We start from the raw sequence: 4,756 nt of genomic DNA, 5'->3' as shown, positions 1-4,756 counted from the left end.
GGGGCGCCCTCGCCGCACTGCCGCAGGCGCTGCGCTACCAGGCGATCGCCCGGGTCTCGGTCGGCCGGTTCGCGGAGGCCGCCGCCAGCCTCGGCGAGGCGCGTGCGGTGGACGAGGCCGCGGGCACGGCCCCGCTGCTGGGGGCCGAGCTCGTCTGCGTCGCGTTCAGCGGCGACGTCGACCGCTACCGCGAGACCCAGTCGCTGCTGGGTACCGGCGGGCGGCCGTTCGAGACCGCCGGTGAGCACTACTCGCGGGCCGTGCTGCACAACGGGCTCGGCAACCACGAGGCGGCGCTGGAGGCCGCGTTGGCGGCGCAGCAGCGGCAGCAGGACGGTTCGTACTCGATCTGGGGCGTCAACTCGGAGCTGGTCGAGGCCGCCGCGCACGTCGGCCGCGGGAAGGAGGCCGCCGCGGCCCTGGACCATCTGGAGGCGCTGGCCCGTACGAACCCGGTCCCGTGGGCCGTCGCCGAGTGGCTTCAGGCCCGCGCGCTCCTCAGCCAGGACGAGGGCCGCTACGAGGGCCGGGAGGAGGACACCGAGGGGCTGTACCGGGAGGCCATCGAGCAGTTCGGCCGGACCCGGGTGCGGATTCTGTACGCCCGCGCCCGGATGACGTACGGGGAGTGGCTGCGCCGCGAGAACCGGCGCGCCGAGGCGCGGGCCGAGCTGCGGACGGCGCACGACCTGCTCTCGGCCATGGGCGCCCGCGGCTTCGCCGCGCGGGCGGCGCGGGGGCTGCGCGCCATCGGGGCCCGGCCGCGCCCGCACGGCGAGAATCCGCTCGGCGAGCTGACCGCGCAGGAGCGGGTCATCGCCGGGAAGGTCGGCGCGGGCGCCACGTCGAAGGAGGTGGCGGCGATGCTGTTCCTCAGCCCGCGCACGATCGACGCCCATCTCCGCAACATCTACCGCAAATTGGGCATTTCCTCACGTCGCCAGTTGCGGGAGTTGGCTCTCTGACCACCCGAAACGGAATTACGTAATCGACCCGCCCCGTTCTACGTAGTCATCACCGATGCGCGGGCACAACCGGAGGAGCATCGTCGACAGTCACGATCAATCACGGTCAATCATGGACCGGCTCACGTGCTCGAAAGCGAAAAGCGCACCACCGAAGCGCAAAGCGCACGGCACGCGAACCAGTACCGGCAAGTAACGCCGCAACGCAGCAGTAACACAGCGACCCGAAAGCTCGAATGCTCGAAAGCAGGAAAGGCTCGATGATCACAAAGGTGGTTCTGCCGGGCCTCGCGGAACCGTCGGCCCAGCAGGCGCCGGCCCGCGGAACGGCCACCGGCACCCTCAGCGTCACCCGCCCGCGCGTCACCCGCCCGCCCGTCGACGGCCCGCGCCTCGGCAGCCCGCGCCTCGACGGCTCCCAGCGGTTCAGCGGGTAACCGATGCGGACGACACCCCCCCAGCCCACGCCCGTACCGTCCGCGTCCGTCATGCCCGCCACCGTCCCGCCCCAGGCCGCCCCACCCCCGTCCGTCATGCCCGGGTCCGTCACATCCCCGCCCGTCCCCGCCGCGGCCCCCGCAACCGCCGCTGCCCCCGCCACCGCCTCCGCCGACTCGCACGGCGCCCTCCTGGCGGCCCTGCGCAAACGGGTCTTCACCGGCCGGGTCGCCGAACTCCGGCTGCTGCGGGAGCTGCTGCTCAGCGACCGGCACGGCTGCTTCGTGGTGTGGCTGCACGGCATGGGCGGCGTCGGCAAGACCACCCTGCTGCGCCGGTTCGCCGACGAGGCCGAGGCGCACGGCCGGACCGCCCGCTCCATCGACATGCGCGGCACGGAACCGACCCCCGAGGCGTTCCTCGCCGCCCTCGAAGCACAGGGCCCGACGTCGGACGCGCACGTCCTGCTGATCGACTCGGCGGAGTCGCTGGGCCCCCTGGAACAGTGGCTGCGCGACGAGTTCCTGCCGCGCATGCCCGCCCACGTCCTGCTCGTCATCGGCGGCCGCCGCCCCCCGTCCGCGGAGTGGCGCACCGACGCCCAGTGGTGGCACGCCCTGCGCAGCGTGGAACTGGACGGCATGGACGACACCGAGGCCGCGCAGCTGCTGCGCAACCGCGACGTCGACGAAGCGACCGTCCCCGAGCTCGTACGGGCCGCGTACGGCCTCCCGCTGGCCCTCGCCCTCTTCGCCGACGCGCGCGAACGCGCCCCGCACCCCGACGGGCCCTACCCGGGCTGGGAGCTGAGCGACTCCCCCGACCTGGTGCGCGAACTGCTGCGGCTGCTGCTGCGGGAGAGCCCCACGCCGGACCGCTCCGACGCCCTGCACGTCCTGGCGCTCGCCCGCGTCACCACCGAGGAACTGGTGCGGCACGCCCTGGAGATCCCGGCGGCCGAGGCCCGTACCCTCTGCGCCTGGCTGAGCTGCCAGTCCTTCGTGCACACCACCGCCGACGGCCTCGTCCCGCACGAGCTCGTACGGGAGGCGCTCCTCGCCGACCTGCGCTGGCGCGGCCTGGAGACGTACGAACGGCTCTTCCGGCGGCTGCACGCGCACCTGGCCGAGCGGCTGGCGGAGCGCGGCGGCGGGCGCTGGGCGTTCGGCGCGGGCCTCGCCTACCTCGGCCGTACGAACCGGATCGCGCGCGAGGCCGCCGACTGGCACGGCGCGGACCGCCTCCAGCTGCGCACCGCCCGCCCCGCGGACCTGGCCGCCGTACTCGCCGCCGTCGAGAAGGAGCACGGCGGCACGGCCGCCCTCCTCGCCCGGCAGTGGTGGGACCAGCAGCCCGCCGCCTTCACCGTCGCCGAGAACGGCCGCCGCGGCATCGTCGGCACGCTCGTCGCCCCCTGCCTGGAGGCGGGCTCCACCGGCCTGCCCGACGACCCGGTGGCGCACGCCGCGCTGGAGCACGCGGCCGGCCGCTCGCCGCTGCGGCGCAGCGAACGGCTGCTGCTGGCGCGCTGGAGCACCGGCAGCGCGGTCGCGGCCGGCTACGCGCTGACCACGCTGTGGGCCACCACGCCGGGACTGGCGATGAGCTGGACGTGCACGGCCCCCGACCAGCGGGCGCTGGCCACACTGCTGGAGCTGTACGGGCAGCAGCGCACGGCCCCGCTCGACGGCCCGGACGGGTGCCGGGGTGCGGCGCCGTACGTACAGGACTGGCGCAGCGCGACGTTCGACCGCTGGGCCGAGGCGCTGCGCACCCGGCTGCTGTCCGACGACCCCGCCGCGCTGCCCGCGCCGGCGGCGTCCGCGACGGCGCCCCCCATGCCCTGGCCGGAGTTCGCGGAGGCCGTCAAGCACGCCTACCGCAGCGCGCTGGACCCGCGGCAGCTCGCGGAGAGCGCACTGCTGAGCACCCGGCTGGTGGCGCCCGGCGCGGACGCTGCCGCGCTGCGGACCGCGCTGACCGAGACGGTGGCCCAGCTGCGCGCGCTCCCCGGGCAGCGACAGCTGGCCGACGTCCTGGAGATCACCTATCTGAGCGGGCCGCGCAGTCAGCAGGCCGCGGCGAGCCGGGCGGCGCTGTCCTTCAGCACCTACCGGCGGCGGCTGGCCGCCGCGCTGACGAGAGCCGCGGAGCTGCTGCGCGAACGAGAACTGTACGGATCGGTAACCCGGTGAGGGCGGATCAGAGCTGTTCAACCTTTGCTCATCTCGCGCTCACACCGCCCACGGACCGGTCCCGATCGAGGCCGCCGGTGATTCACTGGCCGGGGGCGCAGCGGGCGGGACGGACCAGGTCCTGCCCGCACATCTACTGTCGCAGCTTCTGTGAGTTGGGAAACGGGCCTTGAGCGATACTGAACAGGACGACGCGAAACGACGGCGGCGGGCGCGGTTCGTCGCCGCGCTGACCACGAGCTCCCAGCAGCCCGGCGAGCGTTCCCGCGTGGGCACCCGCATCGCCGGCGCCGCCGCCGTGCTGGCGCTCGCCGCCGGAGCCACCCTGGGAGTCGGCGCGTGGCGCAGCTACCAGGCGGACGAGCACGACAAGAAGGTGCATCTCGCGGCCGAGCAGACGGCGAAGGAACGCGCACTGCGGATGCACACCCCCGCGCCGCACACGCCCGACCCGAAGCCGACGCGGACGGTCGAGCCTCCGCACACCCAGGAACCGCCGCCCCCGGCGACGGTCGGCACGGGGACCGAGCCGAAGAGCGTGGGCACGCCGTCCCCCAAGCCGAAGACGGCGGCGGAGAAGAAGAAGGAGAAAGAGGAGAAGCTCAAGAAGGCGGGCCCCGTCCAGCCGAAGGACATGGTGTTCCGGTCGCAGTCCCTCGTCAACATCCCCAAGACGCTGCTGCGGAACTTCTCCACCGGCCTGTGTATGGACATCCCGGGCAACGGTCCCGGTTCGCAGAACACGCCCGTCAACCAGTACCAGTGCGACGGGACCGACAACGACAACCAGTTGTGGGACGTCCGGGTCTACCACAAGGGCAAGGGCCCCGGCGGCTCCGACCTCGTGCTGATCGACAATGCGAAGGACGGCCTCTGCCTGGATGTGCCGATGTTCGGCGCGATGCCGCCGGGCACCAAGCTCATCGAGGCGCCCTGCACCGACTCGTTCAAGGACAACCAGCTGTGGTGGTTCGAACCGGCCGGGGGCGGCACCGTGCACATCCGCAATTTCGCCAGCCACGGCCTGTGCGTCACGGTCGGCGCCAAGGACAAGCCGGAGAACAACGACCGGCGGCTGATCCTCCAGAAGTGCGACAACGGCGAGAGCCGCTGGCGCATCTGACGGCACTTCGGTCCGGCAGCATGCCGGCATAGACC

Annotated in this window: 4 protein-coding genes; all 4 read left to right on the top strand. The window is 73.5% G+C overall.

Going from position 1 to position 4,756, the window contains the following annotated elements; translation table 11 throughout:
- Positions 1-965 (top strand): LuxR C-terminal-related transcriptional regulator (locus ACFU99_RS33410; RefSeq protein ID WP_384399198.1); only part of this gene is annotated, 965 nt, incomplete at its 5' end.
- 260 nt (positions 966-1,225) lie between these two features.
- Complete coding sequence (locus ACFU99_RS33405; protein WP_384399196.1) at positions 1,226-1,402, top strand: hypothetical protein; 177 nt, start codon at positions 1,226-1,228, stop codon at positions 1,400-1,402.
- 96 nt (positions 1,403-1,498) lie between these two features.
- Positions 1,499-3,598 (top strand): hypothetical protein, encoded by a 2,100-nt coding sequence (locus ACFU99_RS33400; RefSeq protein WP_384399194.1) that lies wholly within the window; start codon positions 1,499-1,501, stop codon positions 3,596-3,598.
- A gap of 169 nt (positions 3,599-3,767) precedes the next feature.
- Positions 3,768-4,721, top strand: coding sequence for an RICIN domain-containing protein (locus tag ACFU99_RS33395; RefSeq protein ID WP_384399192.1), 954 nt, complete (start codon positions 3,768-3,770; stop codon positions 4,719-4,721).
- The last annotated feature ends 35 nt before the right edge of the window (positions 4,722-4,756 follow it).

Source organism: Streptomyces sp. NPDC057654 (assembly GCF_042800135.1).
Taxonomy (GTDB): domain Bacteria; phylum Actinomycetota; class Actinomycetes; order Streptomycetales; family Streptomycetaceae; genus Streptomyces.
Note: the sequence above shows the minus strand (reverse complement) of the source record. Positions and strands in the feature narration are given on the sequence as shown.